24 protein-coding genes are annotated in these 26,710 nt (G+C 56.3%); 12 read left to right on the top strand and 12 right to left on the bottom strand.

Annotated elements, in window-relative coordinates:
• Nucleotides 1-240 precede the first annotated feature (240 nt).
• From H6F59_RS18365 to H6F59_RS18355, 3 genes are all read left to right on the top strand, one after another.
• Entirely contained in the window at nucleotides 241-1,302 is a 1,062-nt protein-coding gene (locus H6F59_RS18365; RefSeq protein ID WP_190703442.1) for a folate-binding protein YgfZ, read from the top strand.
• A gap of 106 nt (nucleotides 1,303-1,408) precedes the next feature.
• A complete protein-coding gene (gene gmd, locus H6F59_RS18360) occupies nucleotides 1,409-2,482 on the top strand; it encodes a GDP-mannose 4,6-dehydratase (RefSeq protein WP_190703438.1) in 1,074 nt (357 codons plus the stop codon).
• 174 nt (nucleotides 2,483-2,656) lie between these two features.
• Nucleotides 2,657-3,238 (top strand): DUF2996 domain-containing protein, encoded by a 582-nt coding sequence (locus tag H6F59_RS18355; protein WP_190703435.1) that lies wholly within the window; start codon nucleotides 2,657-2,659, stop codon nucleotides 3,236-3,238.
• A gap of 49 nt (nucleotides 3,239-3,287) precedes the next feature.
• Here the strand turns inward: H6F59_RS18355 and H6F59_RS18350 are convergent, their stop codons facing one another.
• Nucleotides 3,288-4,187: an alpha/beta fold hydrolase gene (locus tag H6F59_RS18350; protein ID WP_190703434.1), complete on the bottom strand. Its 900-nt coding sequence runs from the start codon at nucleotides 4,185-4,187 to the stop codon at nucleotides 3,288-3,290.
• A gap of 105 nt (nucleotides 4,188-4,292) precedes the next feature.
• Between H6F59_RS18350 and H6F59_RS18345 the strand changes: the two genes are divergently transcribed.
• Nucleotides 4,293-5,516: a DUF790 family protein gene (locus H6F59_RS18345; RefSeq protein ID WP_190703431.1), complete on the top strand. Its 1,224-nt coding sequence runs from the start codon at nucleotides 4,293-4,295 to the stop codon at nucleotides 5,514-5,516.
• Between the two features lie 67 nt (nucleotides 5,517-5,583).
• Here H6F59_RS18345 and recG read toward each other — a convergent pair whose 3' ends face one another.
• From recG to H6F59_RS18320, 5 genes are all read right to left on the bottom strand, one after another.
• Nucleotides 5,584-8,118, bottom strand: coding sequence for an ATP-dependent DNA helicase RecG (recG, locus tag H6F59_RS18340; protein ID WP_190703428.1), 2,535 nt, complete (start codon nucleotides 8,116-8,118; stop codon nucleotides 5,584-5,586).
• Between the two features lie 18 nt (nucleotides 8,119-8,136).
• On the bottom strand, nucleotides 8,137-9,378 hold the full coding sequence (locus H6F59_RS18335; protein WP_190703425.1) for a hypothetical protein: 1,242 nt from the start codon (nucleotides 9,376-9,378) through the stop codon (nucleotides 8,137-8,139).
• A 154-nt stretch (nucleotides 9,379-9,532) separates the two neighbouring features.
• Entirely contained in the window at nucleotides 9,533-10,282 is a 750-nt protein-coding gene (gene tsf, locus H6F59_RS18330) for a translation elongation factor Ts (RefSeq protein ID WP_190522308.1), read from the bottom strand.
• A 191-nt stretch (nucleotides 10,283-10,473) separates the two neighbouring features.
• Nucleotides 10,474-11,253 (bottom strand): 30S ribosomal protein S2, encoded by a 780-nt coding sequence (gene rpsB, locus H6F59_RS18325; protein ID WP_190522311.1) that lies wholly within the window; start codon nucleotides 11,251-11,253, stop codon nucleotides 10,474-10,476.
• 182 nt (nucleotides 11,254-11,435) lie between these two features.
• A complete protein-coding gene (locus tag H6F59_RS18320; protein ID WP_190703422.1) occupies nucleotides 11,436-12,863 on the bottom strand; it encodes an NADP-dependent isocitrate dehydrogenase in 1,428 nt (475 codons plus the stop codon).
• 246 nt (nucleotides 12,864-13,109) lie between these two features.
• Between H6F59_RS18320 and H6F59_RS18315 the strand changes: the two genes are divergently transcribed.
• From H6F59_RS18315 to H6F59_RS18295, 5 genes are all read left to right on the top strand, one after another.
• Nucleotides 13,110-13,751: a response regulator transcription factor gene (locus H6F59_RS18315; protein WP_190703419.1), complete on the top strand. Its 642-nt coding sequence runs from the start codon at nucleotides 13,110-13,112 to the stop codon at nucleotides 13,749-13,751.
• A 158-nt stretch (nucleotides 13,752-13,909) separates the two neighbouring features.
• On the top strand, nucleotides 13,910-14,614 hold the full coding sequence (locus tag H6F59_RS18310) for a GUN4 domain-containing protein (protein ID WP_190703417.1): 705 nt from the start codon (nucleotides 13,910-13,912) through the stop codon (nucleotides 14,612-14,614).
• Between the two features lie 2 nt (nucleotides 14,615-14,616).
• A complete protein-coding gene (locus H6F59_RS18305; protein ID WP_190522321.1) occupies nucleotides 14,617-14,769 on the top strand; it encodes a DUF2256 domain-containing protein in 153 nt (50 codons plus the stop codon).
• Nucleotides 14,770-14,946: 177 nt separating this feature from the next.
• Nucleotides 14,947-15,900, top strand: coding sequence for an isoaspartyl peptidase/L-asparaginase (locus H6F59_RS18300; protein ID WP_190703412.1), 954 nt, complete (start codon nucleotides 14,947-14,949; stop codon nucleotides 15,898-15,900).
• A gap of 5 nt (nucleotides 15,901-15,905) precedes the next feature.
• Nucleotides 15,906-16,046, top strand: a complete 141-nt coding sequence (locus H6F59_RS18295; RefSeq protein WP_190703409.1) for a hypothetical protein — start codon at nucleotides 15,906-15,908, stop codon at nucleotides 16,044-16,046.
• Nucleotides 16,047-16,143: 97 nt separating this feature from the next.
• On the opposite strand, the gene H6F59_RS18290 is transcribed toward H6F59_RS18295, so the two are convergent.
• Nucleotides 16,144-17,292: an acyl-CoA dehydrogenase family protein gene (locus H6F59_RS18290; protein ID WP_190703406.1), complete on the bottom strand. Its 1,149-nt coding sequence runs from the start codon at nucleotides 17,290-17,292 to the stop codon at nucleotides 16,144-16,146.
• A gap of 120 nt (nucleotides 17,293-17,412) precedes the next feature.
• Here H6F59_RS18290 and H6F59_RS18285 point away from each other — a divergent pair, with 120 nt between their 5' ends.
• The gene (locus tag H6F59_RS18285) at nucleotides 17,413-18,135 is read left to right on the top strand and encodes a winged helix-turn-helix transcriptional regulator (RefSeq protein ID WP_190703403.1); all 723 of its coding nucleotides are present in this window, start codon (nucleotides 17,413-17,415) and stop codon (nucleotides 18,133-18,135) included.
• Nucleotides 18,136-18,146: 11 nt separating this feature from the next.
• On the opposite strand, the gene H6F59_RS18280 is transcribed toward H6F59_RS18285, so the two are convergent.
• Nucleotides 18,147-19,130, bottom strand: coding sequence for a glutathione S-transferase family protein (locus H6F59_RS18280; protein ID WP_190703398.1), 984 nt, complete (start codon nucleotides 19,128-19,130; stop codon nucleotides 18,147-18,149).
• A gap of 429 nt (nucleotides 19,131-19,559) precedes the next feature.
• Complete coding sequence (gene gndA / locus H6F59_RS18275; RefSeq protein WP_190703395.1) at nucleotides 19,560-20,984, bottom strand: NADP-dependent phosphogluconate dehydrogenase; 1,425 nt, start codon at nucleotides 20,982-20,984, stop codon at nucleotides 19,560-19,562.
• A 501-nt stretch (nucleotides 20,985-21,485) separates the two neighbouring features.
• Between gndA and H6F59_RS18270 the strand changes: the two genes are divergently transcribed.
• A complete protein-coding gene (locus tag H6F59_RS18270) occupies nucleotides 21,486-21,869 on the top strand; it encodes a hypothetical protein (RefSeq protein WP_190703393.1) in 384 nt (127 codons plus the stop codon).
• 73 nt (nucleotides 21,870-21,942) lie between these two features.
• On the opposite strand, the gene cutA is transcribed toward H6F59_RS18270, so the two are convergent.
• Both cutA and H6F59_RS18260 read right to left on the bottom strand, forming a co-directional pair.
• Nucleotides 21,943-22,269, bottom strand: a complete 327-nt coding sequence (gene cutA / locus H6F59_RS18265) for a divalent-cation tolerance protein CutA (protein ID WP_190703390.1) — start codon at nucleotides 22,267-22,269, stop codon at nucleotides 21,943-21,945.
• Nucleotides 22,269-23,285: a pentapeptide repeat-containing protein gene (locus H6F59_RS18260; RefSeq protein ID WP_242021554.1), complete on the bottom strand. Its 1,017-nt coding sequence runs from the start codon at nucleotides 23,283-23,285 to the stop codon at nucleotides 22,269-22,271. Before H6F59_RS18260 ends, cutA begins: the two co-directional genes overlap by 1 nt.
• Before the next feature lie 242 nt (nucleotides 23,286-23,527).
• Here H6F59_RS18260 and H6F59_RS18255 point away from each other — a divergent pair, with 242 nt between their 5' ends.
• Complete coding sequence (locus tag H6F59_RS18255) at nucleotides 23,528-24,187, top strand: DUF2834 domain-containing protein (protein ID WP_190703387.1); 660 nt, start codon at nucleotides 23,528-23,530, stop codon at nucleotides 24,185-24,187.
• Between the two features lie 120 nt (nucleotides 24,188-24,307).
• On the opposite strand, the gene H6F59_RS27385 is transcribed toward H6F59_RS18255, so the two are convergent.
• Nucleotides 24,308-26,644, bottom strand: a complete 2,337-nt coding sequence (locus H6F59_RS27385) for a tetratricopeptide repeat protein (RefSeq protein ID WP_190703383.1) — start codon at nucleotides 26,642-26,644, stop codon at nucleotides 24,308-24,310.
• Nucleotides 26,645-26,710: the final 66 nt, after the last annotated feature.

The following is a 26,710-nucleotide window of genomic DNA, read 5'->3' as shown; positions in this document are numbered from 1 at the left end:
GGGCGAACCTGGGTATGGAAGTGATGCACGAGCGCAATGCTCACAACTTCCCCCTCGACCTTGCTACCGCTGAGGCGCCTGAAATCATCGGCTAGTCTGCAACGACTACCCCACTGATTGACTAGAACAACAGCGCTCCCCACAGGGGGGGCGCTTTTGCGTTAGTGTGGGCGCTCGCTACACTCTAAAATAAGCAAGGCCCATCAGTAGGCAAAACCCAAACGAGACATGGCTTCCACAATGCAAGCACTTCGGGATTTACAGAAAAGCCAGGGCGCGATTTTGTCGTCAGAGGGGATTCCCAATACATTTAAAAATGCTGCTGACCTAGAAACGGTTAAAGCTGGAGCTGTGCTGTTCGATCGCAGCCATTGGGGTGTGCTTCAAATGTCTGGGGGCGATCGCCTGCGGTTTATTCACAATCAGACCACAAACACGTTTACCCAACGCCAGCCCGGCGAGGGCTGCGACACCGTGTTTGTTACCTCTACCGCTAGAACCATTGATCTGACCACCGTCTATGTGGCCGATGAGGCGCTGCTGATTCTCACCTCCCCTGGTCAAGATCAGCGCCTGATGGACTGGATGGATCGCTACATTTTTCCGGCCGATCAGGTATCGCTGGCTAACCTGACCGCAGATATAGCTGTTTTCTCCCTCGTTGGCTCTAGCAGTGCTGCTGTCCTCAAGAACTTAGGTATTGAATTAGAACCTGATTTGTCTACAGCCCACCATCGAAGCGTTGATCTCGGTGGTGTTGCTCTACGCTTGGCTGTAGGTAGTGGTTTAGCTCTGCCTGGGTACACCCTTTTGGTGTCGGTAGAAGGCGCAGCATCCGTATGGCAACAGCTTACCGATGCTGGAATTATCCCAGCAGGAGAACTGCTCTGGCAGCAGCTGAGGGTGCAGCAGGGGCGTCCTGCCCCAGAGCGCGAACTCACCGATGATTACAACCCTCTCGAAGCGGGGCTGTGGGACGCGATTGCCTTTGATAAGGGGTGCTATATCGGTCAAGAAACTATTGCTCGATTAAACACCTATCAAGGGGTTAAGCAACAGCTCTGGGGTCTTCAGCTAAACGGCACGGTTGGTCCAGGGGAAGTTATTTTTGCCGGGGATGAAAAAGTTGGTTTACTCACTAGTGTGGTTGAAACTTCCGGTGGTTTAAGGGGTTTAGGCTATATTCGCACCAAAGCTGGTGGAGCAGGCTTGACGGTCAGCGTGGGTGCAGCCAACGGCGTAGTGGTTGATTTGCCCTATCTAGCTCGAGGGTACTTGACGACGAATAATCTACCCGCTTAAGCGGTAATTTGGGTATTCTTAGGTGAACTAACTTGATTGTATTTAAGTAACGCACCGATTGTATTAAGCTTGGTCAGCCAAGCAATGCCGTACAGATTTTTACCCTATGAGCCAACCTAAACGCGCCCTGATTACTGGTATTACCGGTCAGGATGGATCTTATTTAGCAGAATTACTTCTAGATAAAGGCTACGAGGTTCACGGTATTATTCGCCGCACCTCTACATTCAATACTGACCGAATCGACCATGTCTACGTTGATCCTCATAGTGCCGAAGCGCGTCTGTTTTTGCACTACGGCGATTTGACTGATGGCACTATGCTACGGCGCATTCTTGAACAGGTGCAGCCCCAGGAGGTTTATAACCTGGGTGCTCAGTCCCACGTGCGGGTGAGCTTTGATTCGCCCGAATACACCGTGGACTGTGTTGGCATGGGTACGCTGCGGCTTCTTGAGGCCATCCGTGACTACCAGCAGCGCACAGGTCTAGAAGTGCGCTTTTATCAAGCTGGCTCCTCGGAAATGTTTGGCAAAGTGCAAGAAATTCCCCAAACGGAAACCACGCCATTCTATCCCCGTAGCCCCTACGCCTGCGCTAAAGTCTTTGCCCACTGGCAAACGATTAACTACCGCGAGTCCTACGACCTGTTTGCCTGCAACGGCATTTTGTTTAACCACGAGTCGCCTCGGCGGGGCGAGACCTTTGTGACTCGCAAAATTACTCGAGCGGTAGCCCGCATTGTGGCCGGTCAGCAGAAAAAGCTGTATCTGGGCAATCTCGACGCTAAGCGTGACTGGGGCTATGCCAAAGACTATGTCAAGGCTATGTGGTTGATGCTGCAGCAAGACAAGCCTGATGACTACGTGGTGGCGACTAACGAAACCCACGCTATCAGCGAGTTTTTAGACATTGCCTTTAACCATGTCAACCTCGACTGGCATGACTACGTGGAGTTTGACCCCCGCTACCTGCGGCCTGCTGAAGTGGAACTGCTAATTGGTGACTCAACCAAAGCCCGTCAGGCTCTGGGCTGGGAGCCTAGCGTCACCTTTGAGGAACTGGTGCACCTGATGGTGGAGAGTGACCTTGAGGCCATTGGTATCCGCCATGGCAATGGTGCCCCCTCTGATATAGCGACTATTCGCAAAGAGATGCTGCACTTGGCACCCCAGGGTTAACTGCTAGAGTCGGTCGATGACCCAAAAACGGTGTCTGTCTTGAGGATAGATACCGTTTTTTTGCCAGCAAAGCATGCGTTTTAGGGGCCTTTCCTCTAGTATGGGAAAGAACAACTGGGAGAGCGACTCAATCCACTGAGCTTGCCCAGATTGCTGTTGTAGGTTTCCCTTTGTATGGCTGACGAAAAGACCCCTCCAGTAGACTCTGCCCCCGCTGAGGATACCCCTGCTCCTCAGTCAGAGGCTCAAGCGGCAGATGCTGCGCCTCAGGCCAAGGCTAAAGCTGCCCCCAAGGCAGAGGCTGGTGCTGAACCCAAAACCGCACCCAAAGCCGCTCCTAAGAAGGAAAAGCCCCCGGCGCTAGAAGACAAGCCGTTCACTGAGTTTATTGAGCAGCACTTTATTCCGACACTAGAGTCAGCGCTGAAGGATAAGGGCATTGACGATATTCAGCTCACCCTCGATCAGCGGCCCCTAGAGGTGTTTGGTATCAGTGATGATGAGCAGTATTGGCACGTAAAGGGGCAGTGGCAAAAGGGCGATGGCGAAGCCTCCCCTTCGGGGAATCGCCAGTTCAATATTGCCTTCACAAAAGAGAATATCTCTAGCCCCAAGCTGTTCTACTTTGCCGATAGAGGCTCTCAGCCCAGCACCATTGAGCAGTTCATGGGTGACGAGCGCAAAATTACCCTAGACTTGCTGGTGCTGTTTACCCTACGTCGGCTCAACGGCCAAAAATGGTTGGCAAGAAATTGAGCTCTCCAGTGGGCAAGCGCTAGTGGGCAGGCAGAATACTCGGCCAGGGCTAGCTACTGTGGGTAGCAAGAAACTGCCGCAACAGACCAATCACCACAGCAGGATGCTCCACGTGGGGTAATACCCCAGAGTGGGGTATTTCTATCACCGTTTGAATGGCTTTGGGGTTGAGGCTGGCCAACCGTTTGACCATTGCTGGAGCGCTAAACCGCGACTCAGCTCCTAGCAAGATGGTGGTAGGGGTTTGCAGCTGGTGAATATAGCGCGACAGGTCAAAGCTGACCGATCCATTGAGGGAGGCTAGGGCAGAATATTCAGCATTGGGTTGCTGAGTGCAGGCGAGATAGCCCTGTACCGTTTCTGGGGTAATGCGACGAGAGTCGGCAAAGAGAAAGGTGGAGAGGAACGATCGCACCGCTAGCTCATTGGCGGCCCCTACCTGGTACAGCAGTTTGTCCACGCCAGGCGTACTAGCCAGAAGGGCGGGCAGACTGGCTTTGTAGTCGCGGCCAAAATCGCTGTTGCCAGAGGGTGATACCAGAAACAGGCCTTTAAATAAATCGGGCCGTAGTCCCGCTAAGCGGATCACTACCCCGGCTGTAAGGGAGGTAGCCGCTACTAGGGTCGGGGGCTCAGCCACGGACTCCAGTAGGTGGGTGATCATGTAGAAGTAGTCTTCGGTCGAGTAAGCGCGGGGCGGATGGGTTGATTGCCCCCAGCCAATCAAATCAGGGGCAATCACCCGATGGGTGGCACCAAAGGCGGCGTATACCTTAGACCATTCAAAGGCTGAGGAGCCGCCCCCGAGGCTGTGTAGAAAAACGAGGGGCGGACGGGTCGTGGGGTTATCCACCTGCCAAGGCCAGCCGCCGGGAGTGTAGTAGGCCATGACCCCTAGGTCGGTAGCGAGGGCCTGCTGAATAAAGCCCAGCGGCTGGAAGTTAAGCATGGTGATATTCGCTAAGATTCGTGGATGTGGGGCTATCCCTGGGCGATGATTCAATCTTAAGGCCAATCTAAAGGCCTCTGCTGCCCATTTGAATTCTGCCTGGAGGTGAGGTCAACGTTACCGAGCGAGCTGTTAATTTACCGATTTCAGGGCGAGGGGCTACAGCCCAAACGGCTGGCGTTGGATGGGGCGAATCGGGCGATCGCCGCCGATCTCATTCAACTCTTTCAGCAGCAGGTGGGCCGCACCCAAGGTGACCTCAATCGCCAGCTGCAAGATCTAGAGGGCGAAGACACTAACTACCGCATCAAGCGGGGGCTAGCCCACATTCTGCGCAATAGCTTTGCCACGTTTGATGTGGTGAGCCCGCTAGAGCCAATTGAGCTGCGGCGGCGAGTGTTTGCGCTGTCCGCTCAATCAATTCCGTCTCCCAAGGCGGCTGAAGCTCATTTGACAGCCCTTGGCCAGCAGCTTTCTGAAGAGCTGGATCGGGAAGTATCGGTGCCTGACCTCCGTCAGGGGCTCTACGCCGATCGCCAAGACAACCACATTCTGATTGAGTTTGACTCCCCCACTCCCGATGCCCTGCTCCATCGCTACAACCTATCGCAGACCCAGGGGGTGTTTTATAAGGCCAGCGACTTGGTGATGCACTTGTACCGCAATGACCCCGGCGAGTACAAGCTCATGTTTCGCTACCTGAAGCTGTTTCGGCTGATGACCTATATCGAGGGCGACGCCGATCAGGGGTTTACCATCACCATCGACGGCCCTGCCAGCCTGTTTAAACCCAGCACGCGCTATGGAGTCGATATTGCCAAGTTGATTCCCGCTATTCTCCATGTCAGTAAGTGGCGACTGACGGCAACCTTGCAAATGAAGGACAACTTTACTCAACAGGTAAAACCCCGCCAATTTACCCTCGACAGCGACTGTGGTTTGGTTACCCACTATCCCCCTGGCAAAACCTACGACAGCATGATTGAGGAGTCGTTCGTCAGCCGCTGGCCGGCCAAAACCCCCTGGCGACTAGAGCGGGAGGTGGATCTGGTACCCCTGCCTGGCAGCGTGATGATCCCCGACTTTCGCCTGGTGCACCCCGACGGGCGCGAGTTTTTGCTGGAGATTGTTGGCTATTGGCGGCCTGAATACCTGCGGAAGAAGTTTGCCCAGGTGCGCAAGTCGGGGCGCAATAACCTAATTTTGGCGGTTTCAGAACGGCTCAACCTGGAGAATGCTGGGGTAGATATTGCCAACGTTCCAGCCCAGGTGGTGTGGTTTAAGACGAAACTTCAGCCCAAGGTGGTGCTGGAGATGCTGGGAGACTGAGGCATTGGCGAGGATCCAGGTTTTCTTATAGCTACCGATAGGAAAATTTGAGGGCTGGACTCACAGGCTAGGTCATGATTGTGCCGCCCATCAGTTTTTCGTAGCGCCGCTGGAGTTCCTTCGCTAGTTTGGGCCAGCGGGCTAGGTTTGGATCTTCTTTCAGCATGGCTTCTGCTGCCTCGCGGGCTAGCGTTAATACGTCCTGGTCTTCGATCAAACTGGCTAGAGCGAAATCGGGCAGGCCCGACTGACGGGTGCCTAGCACTTCTCCAGGACCGCGAAAGCGCAGGTCCATCTCAGCAATAAAGAAGCCGTCTTGGGATTGCTCCAGCACTTTGAGGCGCTGAATGGCGGTTTCGCTGCGGCTGCCGCTGAGCAATAGGCAAAATGATTGGGCGGCACCGCGCCCGACTCGGCCCCGCAGCTGGTGGAGCTGAGAAAGGCCAAACCGCTCGGCGTGCTCGATCAGCATTACCGAAGCGTTGGGCACATCGACGCCCACTTCTACCACGGTGGTCGATACCAAAATGTGGGATTCCTGGTTGCGGAAGGCGGTAATAGCGACGTCTTTCTCGGCGGAAGACATGCGTCCGTGAAGCAGACCGACAGTGAATTCTGGAAAGATGACCTCCGCTAGCCGCTGGTGTTCCTCCACTGCGGATTTGAGGTCGAGCTTTTCGGATTCTTCGACTAGGGGAAGCACCACGTAGACCTGGCGACCCTGGGCAATTTCGCGCCGGATGAGGTCGTAGGCGTGGGTGCGTTCTTTGTTCGTCAGCAGCGTGGTTTGGATCGCTTTGCGCCCGGGCGGCAGTTCGTCAATTTGGCTCACATCCAAATCGCCATGCATGGTCAGTGTCAGGGTGCGGGGAATGGGGGTAGCGGTGAGGGTGAGCACGTGGGGATTTGCCCCTTTTTGGGTGAGCCTAGCCCGCTGCTGCACGCCAAAGCGGTGCTGTTCGTCAATTACCACTAGGCCCAGATCGCGGAACTGCACCGGGTCTTCGATCAGGGCATGGGTGCCGACGAGGATGGGCAGTTCGCCAGTGGCCAGTTCGCCCAGCATTTTGCGACGTTTGGCGGCGCGAGTGGAGCCAGTGAGCAGTTCCACAGTGAGGTGCAGCTGGTTGAACCATTCCACCAGCTTGCGGTAGTGCTGCTCGGCTAACACCTCGGTGGGGGCCATGATGGCGGCCTGATAGCCCGACTGAATTGCAGCGAGAGTGGCGACTACAGCAACGACGGTTTTACCGGAACCGACATCCCCCTGCACCAGGCGGTTCATGGGTACGGGCTTTTGCAGGTCAGAGAGAATGTCGTTGACCACCCGCTGCTGGGCACCGGTAAGGCTAAAGGGAATCACGCCATAGAACTGGTCGATCAGCTTCCCGGTGGGGGCGAGGGTAATGGCGGTTTGCTGGGCCTGCTGCTGCTGGCGACGACGCAGGAGGCCTAGCTGGAGGTAGAGAAATTCGTCGAATACTAGGCGGCGACGGGCCTGGGCCAGATTTTCGTCGTCATCGGGGAAGTGGATTTGGGCGATCGCATCCTCCACCTTCACCAGCTCATACCGCTGCCGCAGATCCACCGGCAGGGGATCCTGAAGTTCGGGTACCGCTGGTAGGGCAGCCGCTACTGCTTTGCGCACCAGGTCTGCGGGGACGCCTTCGGTGAGGGAATAGACCGGTACCATGCGACCAATGGTGAGCGATTCGATGCGATCGCTCAAACTGTCCAACACTTCTAGATGCGGATCTTCCAGCGTCACCCCAAACTTGCTGTCTTTGACCAAACCGGAGGCGGCAACGATCGCCCCCTGGGGATACTGGCGCTTTTGCTGCTGCTGCCAGCTTGGGGTGGCGTAGCGACCGCCAGGGTAGAAGCGGTTGAGCTTGAGGGTGCCGCTGCCGTCGGAGAGCTGAAGTTCAAAGATGGTGAGCTTTTTGTTGCGGGGGCTGGTGAAGCAGTTGACCCGCTTGACGGTGCCGACGATGGTGACGGTTTCGCCGGGTTCTAGATCGCGAATTTTGACCTGCTGGGCGTAGTTGATGTGGTCGCGAGGATAGTAGTAGAGCACATCCTGCACGGTGAAGATGCCTAGTTTGGCCAAGCGCTCGCTATTTTTAGGGCCAATGCCTTTTAGGTAGGTGACGGGCTGGTCAAGGCCAAAACGAAAGCCGCCGGTGCCAGATGCCTCAGCTAGCTGAGTAGTTTTAGGGGCTTTAGATGTTTTGGATGTTTTGGCTGTAGTTGATTTCTGAGCGTCTGTAGCGCTGCCTTCACGGGTACGGAGGGATTTGGTCTCGGCAAATTTTTCTAGCAGGCGCTGGGTGCTGTAGAGAAAGCGACGGGTCTCAGCTACCAAGTGCTGGCGTTGGGCAAAGCTGAGGTCGGTGTAGCCGTTGTACTTTTTGGCCAGGCTCTGCCACGACTGCTGCTGATCGCCGGGGAGAACGGCCGGAGGCTGTTGCAGACTATCGCGCAGAAATTCGTTGAAGATCTGCTGTTTGCCCACCAAATTGTTGAAGCCGGTCTCGGCCTCGACCGAGAGGGCTCGCTGAAGCCGCACCCAGTCGGGTAGGGAGGTCTGTGCTTCTGTCATGGATGCTTCCCCAGATCCCTACCGGGATGAGTCGTCGTACCAGACCGCTCGCCAAGCTTGCTCAGCTTGGGCGATCGCCAGCTCACGCTCGGCCCGCTGGTACTGTTTACCCAGCTTGCGTAGCCGACCCACGGCAGTGCGCAGTTTGCTGCGCCATAGAGCAGTCTGCACATCCCCTAACTCTAGGTCAGCCAGACGCAGCTGAACGGCGGCCAAATGGGTCATGGTGCTTTCTAAGGCTTCTTCCTCGTCGTCTGATCCGTCGGCTTCTTCCTCATCACGTTCGGTCTGTTGGCGGTCAAACTCAGCAGCTACATCCCCAGCCATGGCTACCAGCACGTTGAGCACGTTGGGGACGGCGCGCCCCTTAGGAACTGCCATGTCCGCATCGGAGGCAACCTCTAATACCGACTCGGGTAAGTCAGGAATCACCTGGGACTTACGCAACAGCCGGTTAGCTTTTTTAGAGACGCGCTGGAGTACGTCGCGGATTCTCTGTTCCAGAATTAGATGGTGTTTGGCGACTAAGGTAGGGGTCATCGGGTCGCCAGTGAAAGGGCGATCGCGAAATACGTCTTCTATATCGCTGGAAATAGCCGCCATTAAGACAGACTGAATGAGCTGCTTAGGGTCGATCGCCGAGGCCTCACCATCGGAGGAGGACTCGTCATCTGAGGACGGCGGCGAGGCTTCAGCAGGCTCTGAAACCGAATTCTCATTGGAGTGCTCGGCACCGAAGTGTTCGGCGTCAGCATCTCTGGCACCAGAGTCTTCAGCAATTGTCCCCTCTATGGCTGCTTCTCCAGGCTCCGCGATTACCTCAGAGTCGGTCTCATCAGCTTCTGTTTGATCAGACTGTTCCAAAACCTCGTCAGCAGGCGTCAAAACTGCCCCTGCCGAGGGCTTGGTTAGGGCCACCAGGGCAGTTTCTAGGCGATTGAGGTCGTCGCGGTCAAGATTGGGCTCAGCTGGAGATGGGTCGGGCTCCATAAGCTGCTGTAGCCAGCCCTGGGCTTTGTTCCCCAGGGTTTGCATGCCCTGCTGCAAGCGGCCGCGATCGCTCACGGATAGGGCCAAAAACTCTTCAGGGTAGACCTGGGTACAAAGGTGGTAAGTGGCCATCACAACCTGTCGCCGCACCGTCTGCCCCAGCACCGTCAGATAGGTGGCATAAATTTGGCTAAACTCTTCGGCCAGGGTGGCGGTGGCACCCTCTAACCCATTGAGATCTTTGCGAATGCTTTCAACTGGCCTTACCATACCGCCTTGCCCATGCCATATCTGGATTATAGGGAAATATTGAAAGCGGGGACGCAATACTGGCGCCCCCGCTATTGGCGATGGCTAAGGGGTGGTCTGTGACCATTGCTAACTCAACCGTTAGCCCCTAGCCTGAAGTTGGCTCATCCTAGCCTTACTTCTTCTTCTTGCCCTTTTCTTTCTTAGGCGCAGCTTCGGCCTTCGGCTCGGCTGCCGGTTCGGCCTCGGCTACGGGTTCTTCTTTTTTGTTGAGACCAGCCTGAGCCGCGACTTCCTCGGCAAAGTTGGTCTCTTCTTTCTCAATGCCCTCACCCAGCACAAACCGAGAAAAGCGCCGCACCTGGATATTTTCGCCCAGTTTAGAAACTACCTGCTTAATCAGCTCTTCTACAGAGATGTTCTGATCTTTGATAAAGGGCTGATCGACCAGGGAAAGCTCCTTAAGACGCTTTTGAATACGGCCTTCAACGATCTTTTCCTGCATGGCGGCGGGCTTGTTGGCGATGTCGTCGCGGCCCATCTCAATAGACTTTTCTTTGGCAGCAACCTCGGCAGGAATATCACTGACGCGCACATACTCCACGTTGGGGCAGGCCGCAATCTGCATGGCAATGTCGCGCACCAGAGTCTTGAACTCATCGCGGCGGGCCACAAAGTCAGTTTCGCAGTTGACCTCTACCAGCACGCCTACCCGGCCGCCGGTGTGAATGTAGCTCTCCACTAAACCCTCAGCGGCTACCCGGCCTTCTTTCTTAGTAGCCGAAGCAATGCCCTTCTGGCGCAGCCACTCGATTGACTTCTCGATGTCGCCATCGTTTTCTTTCAGGGCTTTTTTGCAATCCATCATGCCCGCGCCGGTCTTGTCGCGCAGGTCTTTAACGAGCTTTGCAGAAATTTCTGCCATGGTGATTTACCGTCCTAACGCGCTATCGTCAAACTCAATACAAACTCAGGGAAAAGGCCCTAGTTCAGCTTAAACCCCTAGGGCCACCTTCACTAAGGCAACTATTGGGCAAAGGCAGAATATTCTGCCTTTGCCCAACACACCTAGACTCCTAAATTCCTCTCCAGTAGGAGAACAAAGCGAATTAAGGTCTAGTCGTCGCTATCGGCGGCGGGGGCGTCGTAGCCGTACTCGTCGTCTTCGCCACCATCGTAGTCTTCGTAATCGTCATCGTTGCCGCGAGCCTTGGCGCCGTTGGAGCCTTCGTAGATGGCGTCGGCCAGCTTGCCCAAAATCAGCTTGATGGAGCGAATGGCGTCATCGTTGCCGGGGATGGGCACATCTACTAGATCAGGATCGCAGTTAGTATCTAGCAGCGAAATGATGGGAATGCCCAGCTTGTGGCATTCCGACACCGCGTTGTATTCGCGCTTGATGTCGACGATGATGGCAACATCGGGTACCTTGCGCATGGTTTTGATACCACCCAGGTACTTTTGCAGCTTCTCTAGCTCGCGGCGCAGTACGGCGGCTTCTTTTTTGGGGCGCAGGTCAATGGCACCCAGTTCTTCCATACGCTCAAGCTCTTTAAGGCGGTTGGCGCGAGACTTGATGGTTTCCCAGTTGGTCAGCATGCCGCCCAGCCAGCGCTGGTTGACGTAGTGAGAGCCGCAGCGGGCAGATTCTTGGGCCACAATGCCAGCCGCCTGGCGCTTGGTGCCAATGAACAGAAACTTTTGCCCCTGCTCAGCCGCAGTGCGGACAAATCTATAGGCTTCTTCCATCAGCTGAGCGGTCTGCACCAGGTCAATGATGTGAACGCCGTTGCGGGAGGTGAAGATGTACTGATCCATCTTGGGATTCCAGCGGCGGGTTTGGTGGCCGAAGTGAACCCCAGATTCTAGTAGCTCAGGGAGAGTAATAACGGGCATTTGATTTTGACTCCTTTCGGGTTAATCCTCCATTCGAACGTGCTTTCCATAGGAAAGACCCGAAAATTCGAATGTGTGGTTTTTGACAACTTTTCTAGGTTATCACAAAAGAGTGGGTATGAGGTTTAGGGGGTGTAGGGGAGAAGCTGTGCCTTAGACCCTACACCCCCTAAACCTCTCAGCTAGTCGTCAAAGTGTTTGACGATCGCCTCGGCAAACTCCGAGCACTTCAGCGGTGGGTTGACCGGCGGCTCCATTAGGCGGGCCAGGTCGTAGGTAACTTCGCGGGAGGCGATCGCTGCCCCCATACCTTTCTTAATTAGGTCCGCGGCCTCTTGCCAGCCCATGTACTCCAGCATCATCACCCCAGAGAGAATCACAGAGCCGGGGTTGATGCGGTCTAGCCCAGCGTGCTTGGGGGCAGTGCCGTGGGTGGCCTCAAAGATGGCGCAGGTGTCGCCAATGTTGGCCCCTGGTCCCATGCCCAGGCCGCCGACGATGGCCGCTGCCGCATCGGAGAGGTAGTCGCCATTTAAGTTCATGGTGGCGAGGATGGAGTACTCATCGGGCCGGGTCTGGATCTGCTGGAAGATGCTGTCGGCGATGCGATCGTTCACCATGATCTTGTCTTTCCACTGGCCGTTGCCGTGGGTTTCCCAAATGGCGGCGAGAATGCCCTCGACTTCGGTGTGAATAGCGGCTTTCTTCTCGGGGGTGAGGGCGTCGTATCCTGGCTCGATCTGGCGGGCGTTGTCTTCGGTGGAGAGGTCAGGATTGGCTTCTTTATTGCCCAAAATCCAGGACTCGCGTTCGGTGACGCAGTCAGCGCGAAATTCTGAGGTGGCCAGCTCGTAGCCCCAGTCGCGGAAGGCCCCTTCGGTGTACTTCATGATGTTGCCCTTGTGCACCAGAGTGACCTGCTGCTTGTCTTTGGGCAGACGCAGGGCGTGCTTCATGGCACGGCGCACCAAGCGCTGGCTACCGGTTTTGCTAATTGGCTTGATGCCAATGCCCGAGTCGAGGGGAATCTGCTTTTTGCCGTGCTCTGGGGTGGCCGGGATCAGCTCAGTATTAAGGTACTTGATCAGCTGGTCGCCAATCGGGTCGCCCTGCTTCCACTCGATGCCCAGGTAAATATCTTCGGTGTTCTCTCTATAGATAATGACGTCGAGCTTTTCGGGGCTGCGGTGGGGGGAGGGGGTACCGGCGTAGTACTTACAGGGGCGCACGCAGGCGTAGAGGTCGTTAATCTGCCGCAGGGCCACGTTGAGCGAGCGAATGCCGCCGCCGACTGGGGTAGTGAGAGGGCCCTTGATCGCCACGCCGAACTCTTCAATGGCTTTGAGGGTATCGTTGGGCAGGTATTGGTAGGTGCCGTACTGCTCACAGGCTTCGTCGCCAGCGTAGACCCGAAACCAGACAATCTCGCGCTTGCCGCCGTAGGCTGCGGCCACCGCCGCGTCAAACACTCGCTGGGCGGCGGGCCAAATATCTACCCCCGTTCCATCACCACGGATGTAGGGAATGATAGGCGTATCTGGCACGACGGGTTCGCCATCTTTAAAGGTGATGCGATCGCCTACTGTCGGGGGAGTGATCCGTTCGTACATCGCAAATTGCCCGCAAACGACAAAACATCCCATAGTCTAATGCGCTTTAACCCACATTTTTGCTCGTTTAGCCACGATTTAAATCTGGGTGTGAACGTCTGGAGAGCCGCCAGCCCCTAAGTCTCTCTAGACATTGAGATAGCGATTGTTTGCTGCAGCCGTTGTAGTCAGTGGTGGCGGTGACGCTATAGATTGCTAGCCTTTGCCCTCAGCCCTAGTCTGCTTTGCCGTTGAGACTTTAAATGTATGAATACGGTTTTAATTGTTGACGACGATCCCATATTGCAAACGGCATTGACCCGGCACTTAAAGGCTCAGGGGTTTGAGGTGATGAGCGCGACCTCAGGCCAAGAGGCGCTAGATTTGTTGTGCAATCAACCTGCGGACGTGGTGGTGTCAGACGTGGTGATGCCGGGCATGAATGGGTTCGAGTTTTGCCATCACCTGCGCTCTAGCCCCGCCGGAGAAATGGTGCCATTTATCTTTCTCTCTGGCCTGGGAGAGCTGACTAACCGGGTGCAGGGTCACATGCTCGGGGCTGATGACTATTTGGTTAAGCCCTTCTCGGCGCAGGAGCTGATTGCCAAGGTCAAAGGGGCGATCGCGCGATCGCAGCGTCTCCACAGTGCCCTAGAGCGCATGCTGGAACAGTCGGCTCTTCAGCCAACTCCCCTACCCCTTTCCCCGGCTGAGGAGCGTGTATTTTGGGAAGTTGTCCAGGGCTTCACTAACAAACAGATTGGCGAACACCTCTTTCTAAGCCCCCGCACGGTGCAAACTCACCTCAGCAACATGCTGGCTAAACTCAACCTCGAGAACCGATCGCAGATCGTGCGCTTTGCCTTTGAGCACGGCTATAGGATGCCGGAGGAGTTGGAGAGAGGGTAGGCGGGTGGATGGGTAAGGAGTAGGGAGTGGGGGTGGTGGAGTTATCCTCTCACCTCCTCACTCGCCTACCCGCCCACTCGCCTACTCCCCCGCTCCCCACTTCACCGCCCTACCCAACACGTTCTATCATTGAGAGCGGGCACTCTCATGCGGTATCTATGGTTTCGGACAGCGACACATTAGTGGATTTGCGCAACCAGTTGCAGGGCGATTCGCTGAAGAAGCAGCTCTCGGCGGTGCATGAGCTGCTGGCCCTGGGGCAGGAGGGAATTGAGGCATTGACCGCAACTTTGGTGGGGCGCAAAGACGAGCCGCCAACAATTTTAGACGGCAAGATCTTTCAAGTGCTCTACGCTACGGAGCAGGAGAATCTGCGTCATTCTCTGGCGCAGCATTGGCCCCAGGGGCGAATGCCGACGCCGTCGGAGCAGGGGGTTGACTACGGGCCGCTGCAATCGCTGTTGATTCAGCAAGACTTTGAAGAGGCGGACCGGATGACGCTGGCGAAGCTGTGCGAACTGGCGGGGCCAACGGCGGTAAAGCGCAAGTGGGTCTATTTCACCGAGGTGGAGCAGTTTCCAGTAGAGGATTTGCGTACCATTGACCGACTGTGGCTGATCTACTCTGAGGGTAAGTTTGGCTTCTCAGTGCAGCGCCGTCTCTGGCTCAGCCTCGGCCAAAATTGGGATAAGTTTTGGCCCCGCATTGCCTGGAAGGACGACAACATCTGGACGCGCTACCCCGGCGGCTTTATTTGGGATTTGAGCGCCCCGGATGGCCATTTGCCCCTGTCGAACCAACTGCGCGGTGTTCGCATGATGGCGGCTCTACTAGCGCACCCAGCTTGGAGTGAGGAGGGGTAACGGTGCCGAAGCAGCGTGCCAAATCCGATCTACCTACCAAGGTTTGCCCGGTATGCCAGCGCCCGTTTACCTGGCGCAAAAAGTGGGCCGACTGCTGGGATGAGGTGAAATATTGCAGCGATCGCTGCCGTCGTCATCGCCAGCAGAGCCTCTAACCCAAAACAAGGACATTCTCGCCAACCTAGTCCACCGTCTGTTGCCTCGGTGGAATTTTGGATGAAAACCTCAACCCAATGAGCTGAGCGAATTGGGTTGGCAGTGCGATCGCCCTCGCTACAGTTATCTAATAATCAACCCCTTAAGATAGGAAAGCATTTTTAAGGACGGCTGCCATGACCCAGGCCTTACCTAAGGTAATCATTCACGGAGGAGCGGGTAGCTCAGTGGGCCACAAGGAAAGGCTGCTGACCCTGCGAGAAGATTTACACAGTATTGTCAACGAGGTGTATAGCAAAGCTGAGTCGGGGGCTCGCGCCCGTGATTGCGTCGTGCTGGGCTGTCAGCTGATGGAAGATTCGCCCCACTTCAACGCGGGCTATGGCTCAGTGCTGCAATCTGACGGCCAGGTGCGCATGAGTGCGGGTCTGATGGATGGTGAGGCTCAGCGGTTTAGCGGCGTTATCAACGTGTCGCGGGTGCGGCATCCGATCGACCTGGCGGCCTACCTACAACCCGCTGCCGATCGCATCGTCTCTGACTATGGCGCGGCTGAGCTGGCCCGCGAGATGGGCCTGGTGCCCTTTGACCCGGTGACTGACCTCCGTTTGAAAGAATGGATGAGGGAGCGGGCCAGCAACTTTCAAAGCGCTATGGCTGGGGTGGTGGCAGAGACCGTAGATGTGCCTGCTGACTCCGAAAGTCGGCGGGGTACGATTGGGGTGATTGTGCTGGATGGGTCGGGGCACCTAGCCGTGGGTACCTCTACCGGCGGTAAGGGGCTAGAGCGGCTGGGGCGGGTGAGCGACTCGGCCACCCCAGCCGGAACCTACGCTAACGCTTTGGCGGCGGTGAGTTGTACGGGCATTGGCGAAGACATTCTCGACGAATGCCTGGCGGCCCGCATTGTCGTGCGGGTGACCGATGGTATGGACATAGCGACGGCGTTTGAAAAATCCTTTGCGGAAGCGACGAATCATGGCCGGGATTTTGGAGCGATCGCTTTGAGCCAATGGGGTCAAATTGCCTGGGGTAAAACCAGCGAGGTGTTGATATCGGCCTACCATACGGGCGATGGCGTGGGCGATACCCTAGAGCTAGACTCAGGTACCTTGACCGGAGTGGTGTAATCGCTATGACTGACCCCAATGTTTCTAAGCGCAATCCCTCGGCGACCGAGAAAAACGTGCTTAAAATCGATGTGCCCACCCTGATGGTGATTTTGACCGGGCTGATTTTGCTGCCTCTGCTAGTAACAGGATTTATCTCTCAGTAAGGAAAGGGTGGTGGAGTAGTTCTAGGCCAAGGCAGAGAGTACTGCTCCCTAAAAAGTAGATAAGCGCTACTCTCTGCCCTAGCTTTTGCGATTGTGACTACAGCAGTGTGCGGTCGTACCCGAGAGCTAATTGCCCGGAAAGTTTACGTTGGGCCTCATCTCGCAGGGGGTGAAACCGTACACCTTGGGCGTCGCGGAAGAGTTTTTCTAAGCCAAAGGGGCGGTTAAAAGAACGACCTCCAGCGATTTCCATGGCCATATCGACAACCCCGAGCACCGATCGCGCTACCAAGGCTCGACCCGTCATAATTTGGTTGGTGATATCAAAACCAGGCTGGCTAGAGATGCTGGTTGAAATCATATGTTGTAAGGCAATCTTAGCCGCCGTTAGCTCATTGTCTAAGCCGCCAACTTGATAGTAAATATGCTCATCATCACAGTTGCTAATGTGCTGAACGACTAAATCTCTGGCGGCCTCAGCTACCCCAACATAGACCGAATAAATAATGGGGAAGGCAATCATGGTGATCAAATGAAATGCCGGGTGCCATTTGTCGGCCGGACGACGCAGGGCGATCGCCTGATCGGATACAAAAACATTAGCCAGCACAATGTCGTGGGAGCCGGTGCCGCGCATGCCCATGGCTTGCCAGGTAGGCACAATTGAAACACCAGGGGTCTGCATAGGCAGGGCAAAGTGCAGTACCGTTTTTCCTTCGGCAGGGTCGTCATAGACGGCGCTAGTCATGAGCAAATCGCCGGCTGGGGCACCGCTAGCAAAGGCTTTGCGCGCCGTAATTAGGAAACCACCTTCGGTGCGAGTCGCGGTGCCAGAGCCGGGCAGCCAATCGCCGCCGCCACTGCTAAGCAGAATAATTTTCTCTTGGGCAATGCGTTTGAGTAACCCATCTACCGGAGCGTTTTGGTGCTGCCATTTCCAAGCCGGTACCATGACCTGGTGGGTGTGCATTGAAAAGGCTAGAGCGGTCGAACTACAGTGGCGAGCTAAGGTTTTTAAAGTTTCACAAACCTCTGTATAGCTAGCACCTCCCCCACCAAATTCTTGGGGAACACCCATGGCCGATAGCCCCGACTGTCGTAGTATTTCAAAATTTTCGGCGACAAAGGTATCGTTGGCATCGGCGGCCTGTTCGCTGGGGGAAAACTGTTGACCTAGCGACTGAGCGAAGGCTAGCCAGTCGCGATTTTGCTGTTGATGGGTGGGTTGATTAAGAAGTTCAAGCATGGGGGCTCCTTGAAAACTGAAATCGTTGGATGGGTCTATTCTGTTGTTGAAGCCCCTGGGGTACAAGATCACAATCTGTACTTCCGTTACAGATTGAAATAACCGATGAGGATAGTTGCCATGGGAAAGGGATATGGACAGTACTGCCCTATTTCTAGGGCGGCGGAAATTATTTGTGAGCGCTGGACACCCCTGATTTTGAGGGAGTTGATGTCTGGCAGTCACCACTTCAATGAGATTAGCTATGGAGTGCCGCTGATGTCGAGGGCTCTGCTGATTAAGCGTCTCAAGGAGTTAGAGCTGGCTGGCATTATTACTCGCCAGGAAAAAACGACTGGGCCGGGATCGGTTTATTTGCTCACTCCGGCGGGGGAAGCGCTGCGTCCTCTGATTGACCAAATGGGGGTTTGGGCCTCCCACTGGACCTGCGATCGCCTCTCCCCTGATCAGCTGGATGACCGGCTACTAATGTGGGCCATGCGGCGGGGCATTAATCTTGGGGCGTTTCCAGCTACCAAAGTGGTTTTGCAATTCGACCTGCGCGGCCTGACCAAAGGAAAACAGAAAGAGCGCAGCTATTGGATGGTGGTCGAGTCAGAACGGGTTGATGTTTGCTTTCAAGACCCCGGTTTTAGCGTTGATGTCATTATCTACGCTGACCTCAGCGTCTTTACCCATGTAGTGATGGGCTATGAGAGCCTAGAGCAAGCCCTGAGGACTGGCAGTATTGCCTTCGATGGGCCTAACGAGTACGTACAGCAATTACCGATTTGGCTCTACCTGCAGCGCGAACGCCGTCACCTTTCAGGGATAGCCCCGGTTGTGCTCGGCAAGATGGCCTGAATCTGCAATCGCTACCGACTAGCCAGCACCTCGACCGGAGCCTTTAGATACCCCAAATCTGGCCCAGAGGGAATAATACCGCCCGGATTTAGCGGAAATAGGTTGCCGTAGTAGTCTCGCTTGACCGCCTCAATGTCGCAGGTCTCCGCTACGCCAGGCAGTTGATATAGACGCCGCAGGTAGGGGCCGAGATGGGCGTAGTCTTGAATGCGGCGGCGGTTGCACTTGAACAGGCTGTAATAGACCACATCGAATCGAAACAGCGTCGTAAACAGCCGCACATCGGCCAGGGTCACCTTGTCGCCGCAGAGGTAGGGGCGATCGCCCAAAGCCTGATCGGTCACATCCAGTGCATCAAATAGCTCGGTGACGGCGCGATCGTAGGCGGCCTGGGTTTGGGCAAAGCCGCAGCGGTAGACGCCATTGTTAACGGCTTGGTAGGTGCGATCGTTCCACTGGTCAACCTCGGCTTTTAAGGCATCTGGATAAAGGTCAACCTCTGGCCGGGTCGCCCATTCATTGAACGCCTCATTCAAAATAACGATAATGTCGGCACTTTCGTTATTGACAATGCTGGCCTTCTGCCGATCCCACAGCACCGGTACCGTCGCTCGCCCCTGATAGCCTGGCTTGACCTGGCGGTAGAATTCTGGCAGCGTGCGACAGCCGCGAAAGGGCGTTTCAAACACCCAGCAGCCCTCGTCAGGAGACGGGATCACGGGCAGAACTGAAATGGCTTCTTCCAGTCCCTTCAAGGCCCGCGTCACCAAAGTCCGGTGCGCCCACGGACAGCCCATGCCAACGATCAACTGATAGCGATTCGCTTCAGGTAGATAGGCTCCATCGGAGGTAACCCACTGGCGAAACGCGCTCTCAGGCCGCTGGTAGTCGCCACTTTTGCTGCTGGGAGCCATCTGACCCATCATGGTCTGCCACAGCGTTGTCCAAACCTGCTTAGCAGTGCGAATTAGCAAACCCGGCGGGAGACCAGCCATAGAAACCTTGCGTAAGGAGATGTCTCTACTATAAAGAACGTTTGGCAGTGCATCGCTACGCGGATGCACCCTACAAATTTCATGGCCTAGGTTCGTTAGATTTACCAACAGATCAATTTGCAGAACAGAGGTTTAAACCGATGGCAGGTCAGTCCTTTCCGTGAGGTCAAGGACGACGGAACGTCCTTGTCGAAGGGGTCTGGGGGCTGCGAAATGCCCCCAGCAGTAGATCTGGCTTTTGACCCCAATTGTGCGCTGCCACAACCCAGCCCCCATAGAAAAACAATGCTGATGTAGTATCCAGCTTGAGCAAAGCCGTAGACATTGCATCGGGCGAATAACTATTCGCCCCTACGACAAAAAATGCCGACGACCCACAAGGGATCGACGGCAACTTATGTGATGAGGTGATCTAGTGCAAAGAACGATTTACACCCGCGCTGGAGCCTTTGTCCACTCCGTGTGGAACGTGCCCTCCTTATCGACCCGTAGGTACGTATGCGCCCCAAAGTAGTCACGCTGCGCCTGGGTCAGGTTTTGGGGCAGGCGATCGCGCCGGTAGCTGTCAAAGTAATCCAGCGACGCACTAAACGCCGGCACCGGAATGCCAAACGTCGCCGCCATGGCGATTACTTCCCGCCAAGCCGTCTGGCGATCGAGAATTGTCTGCTTAAACTCAGGAGCCAGCAGCAGGTTAGGCAAGCTGGGGTTTTCGTCATAGGCATGCTTGATCTTATTCAAAAAGCCCGCCCGAATAATGCAGCCCCCCTTCCAAATCCGAGCCGTTTCACCTAGGTTGACATCGTACTCGTAGGCCTTAGAGGCCGCGCCAATCAGCGCCATGCCCTGGGCATAGGAGCAAATCTTTGAGCAGTACAGCGCATCGCGAATTTTGTTCACCACTGCTTTGACATCGCCGTCAAAACTGGCCGTGGGACCGCTCAGCTCCTTAGACGCCGCTACCCTCTCCTCTTTAATTGACGACATAATCCGCGCATTCACCGCGGCGGTAATGGTGGGAATGCCCACGCCTAGCTCCAGGGCGCTCATCACCGTCCAGCGACCTGTGCCCTTTTGTCCCGCCGCATCTAGAATCAGCTCAGCCAAGGGCTCACCGGTTTCGGCGTCGATGTTGGTAAAGATGTCGGCGGTGATTTCGATCAAAAAGGAATTCAGCTCATCGGTGAGATTCCACTCCGCGAACACGTCGAAGAGCTGGTTGTGGTTGAGGCTCAATACGCTCTTCATCAGGTCGTAGGCTTCGGCAATCAGCTGCATATCGCCGTACTCAATGCCGTTGTGCACCATTTTGACGTAGTGACCCGCGCCGCGAGGGCCGATGTAGGTAACACAGGGGCCATCATCGACCTGAGCCGCAATTTTCTTAACGATGGGCTCGATCGAGTCGTAGGCCGCGCGGGTGCCGCCAGGCATCAAGCTGGGGCCGAGCAGCGCTCCCTCTTCGCCGCCGCTGACCCCCATACCGATAAACCGCAGGCCAGTAGATTCCAAATCCTTTGTGCGGCGCTCGGTGTCTTCGTAGAGGGAGTTGCCGCCGTCCATAATCATGTCGCCATCGTCCAGCAGAGGGCGCAGCTGGTCGATGACGGCATCTACGGGCGCCCCGGCTTTAACCATGACCAAAATGCGCCGAGGCCGCTCTAACGACTGCACGAACTCTTCAAGGCTGTAGGTGGCCTTAACATTTTTGCCCTGGGCACGCTTTTCCATAAAACGTTCGGTCACGGCGGCAGTGCGGTTGTACACGGCCACCGGAAAGCCTTTACTCTCGACGTTAAGCGCCAGGTTCTCGCCCATAACGGCGAGCCCAATTACACCAAAACTCTGTGCCATATCAATACTCTCGGTAACGGTTCGGTCGGAGGTCTAAAACGGATTTCTACGGAAAACTGTAGGGTGGGCGGGTAGTAGGACGTTAACGGAATGCCACAAAGAATGCTACTGGCATCAAAACTGTCAACAGCCTAAACAACTTTTTCAGGATGGCCATGCTCCCAAAGGTTTTCTTTAGGTGTGAAGCCCAAAAGCCAGGAAGTCTTGACCTTCAGCGGTCGGTATCCACTCCAGGTACAGAGTTTCGTCTGCTCAACCCCTGCTTGTAATTAGTTTGTAGGGAAGGGCGATCGGGGGAACCGCGATCAATCTTCAACCCTACCCCTTCAACGCTTTCTCCCCGACCTCCCCATCTCCCCAACCTTCTGCGTCTCCCTCACCTTCCTTATCTCCCCTCTGCCTGCCGTGATTTTTCTGAGATTCTGTAGCCCCTGAAGCTGTGAAATTGAGCAAGTGCCGCAACAATGGCGTTACGTTGTGGTGTTCTCTCTCCATCTGGCTATGAAACTTCTCTCTCGTTCTGCCCTGGCGGCTTCTATAGCGGTGGTTGGTCTTGTAATCACTGTCGGCTCTGGAACTGCGTATTCTGGCTATATCCTGTCTAATTGGGGTGATTCTGAGCTCTCAACAGCGAACGATGGGCCTAACGGCTTTTTGGTGGCTTCGCCTGACACCAATGCTCTGGGGATAGCCCTTGGTGGAGTGGGAGCGATCGCCGCTCTGCTATCCGGTGGCACTCTGCTAACGCGCCAGCGCTGGCAAGCCCAAGCGGCGGCAGCCCTAGAGACTGAGGTTAATCCAAGCCCAACCATCCAGATCGAAACGGTTTTGGTGTCTGAGCCAGCTGAGATTGAGAGTGAGGTGGCTTTGGCCTACCGGCGTTAGGTTGACTTGACTGTGTTTGCAAATCTCCTTGAGTAGCTGAAGGGCTGGCCGTTGGCCGGTCCTTTTTTTGCTTTCAAAACGGCTGCGCCTGGGCCTGGAGCCAGCTCAAGTAGTCGGGCAAACCAGCCACAATCGGTAGAGCAATGATCTCGGGCACCTCATAGCTGTGGTGCTGGGTGATGGCCTGGGCGATCGCATCAAACTGGTTGAGGTCGGCTTTGACGATCAGCTGCCACTCGGGCTCGGCGTGAATTTTGCCCTGCCAACGATAAATAGAACGCACCGGCAGCACGCTGACGCAAGCGGCTAGACAGGCCTCTACCAGATGGCGGGCTATGCTCTCGGCCTCGGCCTCAGAGCCAGCGGTGACCAGAACGACTCCTAACGATGGGGGCGACATCACTGCTGGGGAATGCGATCGACAAACTGCGATTGGTTCAGGGTTTCCCGGGCTGGACGGTGGGTCCAACGGGTTTCCCCCTGCACCGTTTCGTAGAGGTAGGTGCGAGCTTCTTCCGGCAGCACCGACTCGGTGAACTCAGTGCCCACCACCACGGCTGCTTTAAGAGACGCCTCCCCCAAGTGGGCACGGGTGAGGTCAGCCCGCGATAGATCTACGCCGTCAAGCATGCCGTTCCACAATACGGCCCCGGTCAGATCAGAGCCGCTGAGGTCGGCCCCTAATAGACTCACCCCACGCATGGTGGTGTGGGTAAGATTGGCCGAGCTGAGGTTGGCGTGGTCGAGGTTGGCCCCATTGAGTTTGGCCTCTTTGAGGTTGGCCCCAGCCAAATTCATACCGTGGAGGTCTACGCCGTTGAGCCAGGCTCCTTCTAGGTTGACGGCATCCATGCAGGTGCGCTCTAGGTCGGCCCCACTGAGTCGGGCCCCGGTGAGATGCGCCCAGGATAGGTTGGCCCCGCTCAGGTTCGCACCGCGCAAATTGGCCCCGGTCAGGTTAGCGCCGCAGAGATTGGCCTCCCGCAAATCGGCATTGCGCAGGTTGGCATGGCACAGGTCGCAGCCGCTGAGCTTGGCATTGCGCAGGTCAGCTCGTACTAAGAAGGATCCACGCAGGTTGGCCTTGGTGAGGTCTGCTTGGTTCAGGTGAGTCTCGCTCATTTTGGCAAAGCTCAGGTTCGCCCAGTTGAGGGTGGCGTAGTCGAGGTTAGCCTGGGTGAGAAAGGAGCGGCTGAGGTTGGCACCTTTAAGATTGGCGCGGCTGAGGTCCACGTCTACCAAAATGTGATGGCTAAAGTCACCACCGGCCAGGCTAATGCCGGTGAAGTCACGATAGCCAGCTTCGTAAAGCTCGAGGAAATATTTAATGTGCATAATGCTTCTATGGTGAGTCGGGGAAGCGCCAGACTCACGGGGGGCGACTAATGGCACGGCAGGTTCCCAAAACTGGGGCATACAGACTGTGAAGGGGTATGAAAAGCGACCTTAAAAATGAGATTTATGAGTAAGGTTAACGCTTCTTTAACTAAGACTCAGGAACATAAATTTACAGTTCAAAATGTGTTTAATTATTTTTTTACAATCGCTATACATGGGGGCTGTGTGGCTTGAATACAGCTTATTTGCTTTCTTCTAGGCTGACAGACTTCGTTGCTTTTGTTTGATAATTTGGTGAGAAACTTAGCACTCGACAAGGCATGAATCGATTGATTTTTTGGGGCGTTTGGTTTGGGTTTATTCTGTATGCATTTATACTTGCTCCTCCCAATCGCCCTGACACCGCTGAACTGATCTTAAAACTTTCCACGGGCGCGTGGGAGGGCATTAACCCTACCGTCATAGCCCTGTTTAACGCTATGGGAATTTGGCCAATGGTTTACGCCGCGGTGGCTCTGGTGGACGGCCACGAACAAAAGCAGCGGGCCTGGCCCTTTGTGGTGGTGTCGTTTGCGGTGGGAGCTTTTGCGCTGCTGCCCTACTTAGCGCTGCGACAGCCTCACCCCAGCTTTAGCGGCCCCAAAAGTGCGCTGCTGCGCCTATTGGAATCTCGCTGGCTAGGGGCAGTGCTAGCGGCGGGGGCGATCGCCCTAGCTGCCTTTGCATTACTTAAAGGAGATTGGCCTGATTTTTGGCAGCAGTGGCAGACCAGCCGCTTTATCCACGTCATGTCGCTGGACTTTGTTGCCCTGTGGCTGTTGTTCCCGGTGCTGCTGCGCGACGACATGGCCCGCCGGGGCATGAGTCAGCCCTGGATTGTAGCGGCGGTGCTGGCACTTCCTTTGGTAGGCGCGTGTTTGTATCTGGCACTGAGGCCGGCTATGGAGGAGAGTCCAGTAGCAGAGGAAGTGGGGGCGTAGGGGAGTAAGGGAGTAGGGGGTGGATGAGTGGATGGGTAAGGAGTAGATGGGAAGGATGAGGAAATTAGATTAAAGACAAGAAACTGTTGCTTCCTTAACCTTCCTCACTCCCTCGTCCTCCTACGCTGTCATACTCTGCAACCGGCTCAGGGTACGCTGCACGGAGGAGAGACCCTGGCGATCGCCCTGGGCCTCGAGATAGGCGCTGGCTCGCTCTAGATCGGCGATCGCCCTGGCCTGATCGCCCTGGCTCTGGTAGGCAGCGCTGCGGTAGCAGTAGGGCAGCGCAATGGGGTCGCCGCAGGCAATGGCGTCGCTGTAGTCGCGCACCGCGCCTTTGAAGTCGCCCAGCTTGTGTAGGGCACTGCCCCGGTATACGTAGGCCATGGGCAGGTGGGGCTTGAGAGTCACGGCTTGGGTAAAGTCGGCGATCGCCGCGGCGTAGCGGCGCTGCTCTAGGCGCAACCAGCCCCGGTTGCAGTGGGGAGCAAACAGCTTGCCGTTTTGCAGAATCGCCTCACTGAGGTCAGCCTCGGCGGCCTCGACCTGGTTGAGTTCGAGCTGGGCCACCCCGCGGTTGTTGAGGGCAATGGCGTGGTCGGGCTGGAGGTTAATTACCTGGCTGTAGTCGCTAATTGCTCCGGGCTGGTCGCGCAGGTCGTGGCGGGTAGTACCTCGGTTAAAGAAGGCCACAGTGTCCCCAGGGGGAATGGCCGGGTCGTGGAAGCGCTGCATGAGGGCTTGGACGACAGCGGGTTCGGCGGTGCGCAGCTTGGCGTCTAGATCAGGGATGGCGGCGCTCTGGGTGGGCAGCGCCTTGAGGCTGACAACGGCGTAGGTGTTCCCCATGGTGTCAGCGGGGGCGCTGCTACCGCTGTCGCAGACCAGATAGCTCTCAGCCGTGCCCATAATTCTGAATTTAAAGCGATCGGGGTAGTTTTCTCGCAGGGGCAAGAGCTGATTGAGGGAGGCCTTGAGCAACTGGAGCTGGCTCGACTCGGTGCCCCAGCGCTGGCTGATGCGCCACGCCAGGCGGCCATCGTGCTGGTCGCCCCGGTGGCACCAGCCAATCTCGAGCTGGCCGCCGCGATCGAGCAGCTGGCGAAATTGCTCTAGCAGGCTGTCGTCAATGGTGACGTAGCTCGCCCAGGGCCACACTAGCAGCACCCGCCGCGTGGCAGTTTTGAGGGCAGTCTCAAGGGCGTGACGGCTGGCCATGGCCTGGGGTTCCACGGCGTTGGCCACAGGGAAGTCAATGATCCAGTCGGGCTGGGGTAAGGGCAGCGGCTTGGCTATGGCTACGGGCTCTTGGCGCGAGGTTTTGAGCTCGGTTTCGGTCTGCTGTACCCGCCGTGCTAGCTGCATCAGAGCTTTGCGATTTGCGGCGTCGTCGGGGGCGGTGACCAGCTGGCTCGTGAACTGCTGCTGCCGTTCGGAGAGCGATCGCGTTACTCCCTCCAGCTGGGCCACCTGGGCCTTCACCTGCCCTAGGTATTGCGATACCACCTGCTGCACCTGTTCCTGGGTGTGGCCAGCGGTTTCCTGGCGGCTGACCTGCTGCTGCAAATGCTGCACCTCAGCGGTCAGGCGCTCTAGCTCGGCGGTGCTGGGCGGTGTCGCCGGCAACCCGTTTACCGTGCCCACCGGAATTTTGGTGAGGGCCTGTTCTATGCGGGTTTGCTGGCGAGTCAATTCTTTGACGTGATCTACTAGCCGGCTAAATTCTGACTGGGGCACCAGGGCAGCCATGGCCTTGACCACCTCCCCCATTCCAGCCCGGTATTGGCCAGGGGCATTGGTCTGGGGAAACTCCTGCCAGCGGCGATCGATTTGCCCCAGAGCGTCTTGCAGGTTGGTGACCAGGATGCGGGTTTCTGAGCGCAAGTTCTCGAGGCTCACCCGCGTCTGCATCAGGTCGGTTTTGACCTGGGAGAGCTTGTTTTCGGCGGCTTCTACCCGAGGCGTGGTGGCCAGCCGCTGCATGTAAGTGTTGAGGTTTTCGAAGCTCACTTGGGCCGCGGCCGACTGCTCCTGGAGCTGGGCAATCTGCTGGTTGATGTCAGCTAGGTCAGGAACGGGCAGCGCCTCAAGTCGCTCGTCAACGTGGGCTTTGAGGCCGTTGATTTGCTTGGCAAAGCGGATGAAGGAGTGGTTGTTGCGATCCATCACCGCCCGCTGAAAGTTGGTCAGCGCCTCGGGCGAAGGCATAGCCGTCACCTGTTTGGTCAGGTTGGTGAGGCGGTGCCCGGTTTGACGGTGCTGGCGGGCGAGCTTTTCCTGGGCTTCTTCAAGCTGCTGCTCAACACGGGTGCGGTTGAGTAGCCCAACCGCCGCCAGCACCGTGAGCGGTGCCGAGGCCAGAGCAATGTTTTGGGCAGCAATCGACGCCACGGCACCGACGCCAGACCCTACAACTAAAGCGCGTTCGGCCCTTGTCAACCAATGATTATCGGCCACGTTGTTTCCCCTGATGACTAAAACCGCTGAGGCGTGGCGATGCCTGAGGGGGCGTCAGGGGGGCTT

It is taken from the genome of Nodosilinea sp. FACHB-141 (genome assembly GCF_014696135.1).
Lineage (GTDB): Bacteria > Cyanobacteriota > Cyanobacteriia > Phormidesmidales > Phormidesmidaceae > Nodosilinea.
Note: the sequence above shows the minus strand (reverse complement) of the source record. Positions and strands in the feature narration are given on the sequence as shown.

Excerpts from the sequence above, each read along its gene's own strand:
- gmd (WP_190703438.1), top strand. The coding sequence starts at position 1,409 with ATGAGCCAACCTAAACGCGCCCTGATTACTGGTATTACCGGTCAGGAT.
- rpsB (WP_190522311.1), bottom strand. The coding sequence starts at position 11,253 with ATGCCCGTTATTACTCTCCCTGAGCTACTAGAATCTGGGGTTCACTTC.
- H6F59_RS18260 (WP_242021554.1), bottom strand. The coding sequence starts at position 23,285 with ATGCCCCAGTTTTGGGAACCTGCCGTGCCATTAGTCGCCCCCCGTGAG.
- H6F59_RS18295 (WP_190703409.1), top strand. The coding sequence starts at position 15,906 with ATGACTGACCCCAATGTTTCTAAGCGCAATCCCTCGGCGACCGAGAAA.
- H6F59_RS18290 (WP_190703406.1), bottom strand. The coding sequence starts at position 17,292 with ATGCTTGAACTTCTTAATCAACCCACCCATCAACAGCAAAATCGCGAC.
- tsf (WP_190522308.1), bottom strand. The coding sequence starts at position 10,282 with ATGGCAGAAATTTCTGCAAAGCTCGTTAAAGACCTGCGCGACAAGACC.
- gndA (WP_190703395.1), bottom strand. The coding sequence starts at position 20,984 with ATGGCACAGAGTTTTGGTGTAATTGGGCTCGCCGTTATGGGCGAGAAC.
- H6F59_RS18365 (WP_190703442.1), top strand. The coding sequence starts at position 241 with ATGCAAGCACTTCGGGATTTACAGAAAAGCCAGGGCGCGATTTTGTCG.
- H6F59_RS18320 (WP_190703422.1), bottom strand. The coding sequence starts at position 12,863 with ATGTACGAACGGATCACTCCCCCGACAGTAGGCGATCGCATCACCTTT.
- H6F59_RS18270 (WP_190703393.1), top strand. The coding sequence starts at position 21,486 with ATGAAACTTCTCTCTCGTTCTGCCCTGGCGGCTTCTATAGCGGTGGTT.
- H6F59_RS18335 (WP_190703425.1), bottom strand. The coding sequence starts at position 9,378 with ATGGTAAGGCCAGTTGAAAGCATTCGCAAAGATCTCAATGGGTTAGAG.
- H6F59_RS18280 (WP_190703398.1), bottom strand. The coding sequence starts at position 19,130 with ATGGCTGGTCTCCCGCCGGGTTTGCTAATTCGCACTGCTAAGCAGGTT.
- H6F59_RS18300 (WP_190703412.1), top strand. The coding sequence starts at position 14,947 with ATGACCCAGGCCTTACCTAAGGTAATCATTCACGGAGGAGCGGGTAGC.
- H6F59_RS18310 (WP_190703417.1), top strand. The coding sequence starts at position 13,910 with ATGGTTTCGGACAGCGACACATTAGTGGATTTGCGCAACCAGTTGCAG.
- H6F59_RS18350 (WP_190703434.1), bottom strand. The coding sequence starts at position 4,187 with ATGCTTAACTTCCAGCCGCTGGGCTTTATTCAGCAGGCCCTCGCTACC.
- recG (WP_190703428.1), bottom strand. The coding sequence starts at position 8,118 with ATGACAGAAGCACAGACCTCCCTACCCGACTGGGTGCGGCTTCAGCGA.
- H6F59_RS18355 (WP_190703435.1), top strand. The coding sequence starts at position 2,657 with ATGGCTGACGAAAAGACCCCTCCAGTAGACTCTGCCCCCGCTGAGGAT.
- H6F59_RS18255 (WP_190703387.1), top strand. The coding sequence starts at position 23,528 with ATGAATCGATTGATTTTTTGGGGCGTTTGGTTTGGGTTTATTCTGTAT.
- cutA (WP_190703390.1), bottom strand. The coding sequence starts at position 22,269 with ATGTCGCCCCCATCGTTAGGAGTCGTTCTGGTCACCGCTGGCTCTGAG.
- H6F59_RS18285 (WP_190703403.1), top strand. The coding sequence starts at position 17,413 with ATGGGAAAGGGATATGGACAGTACTGCCCTATTTCTAGGGCGGCGGAA.
- H6F59_RS18315 (WP_190703419.1), top strand. The coding sequence starts at position 13,110 with ATGAATACGGTTTTAATTGTTGACGACGATCCCATATTGCAAACGGCA.